Source organism: Exiguobacterium sp. SH0S7, from assembly GCF_004337195.1.
In the GTDB taxonomy this organism is placed as follows: Bacteria; Bacillota; Bacilli; order Exiguobacteriales; family Exiguobacteriaceae; genus Exiguobacterium; species Exiguobacterium aurantiacum_A.
The window spans coordinates 1-228 of record NZ_SJVA01000067.1 but is presented as its reverse complement, the minus strand read 5'-3'; the positions used below and the strand labels follow the sequence as shown (position 1 = coordinate 228).

1 protein-coding gene is annotated in these 228 nt (G+C 54.8%); it reads left to right on the top strand.

Features of this window, described 5'->3' with window-relative positions; all coding sequences use genetic code 11:
* Nucleotides 1–228 (top strand): helix-turn-helix domain-containing protein (locus tag EVJ22_RS15430; RefSeq protein WP_131444304.1); only part of this gene is annotated, 228 nt, incomplete at both ends.

The window sequence follows — 228 nt, the reverse complement described above, 5'->3', positions numbered from 1 at the left end:
AGCGAGTTAACAGATTCGAGAAAAGGGATGGATCGAGCTATGGCCAAAGGGAGAAAGACAACATTCGAGGAACGCATGGAGATCGTCAGGTATTGCCTGGACAACGGACGGAACTATCAACGGACAGCCGAGATATTCGCCGTGTCGTACCAGCAGGTCTATGGCTGGACGAAAAAATATGACGCCGACGGCGTGCACGGGCTCGAGGACCGGCGCGGACGGACAAAG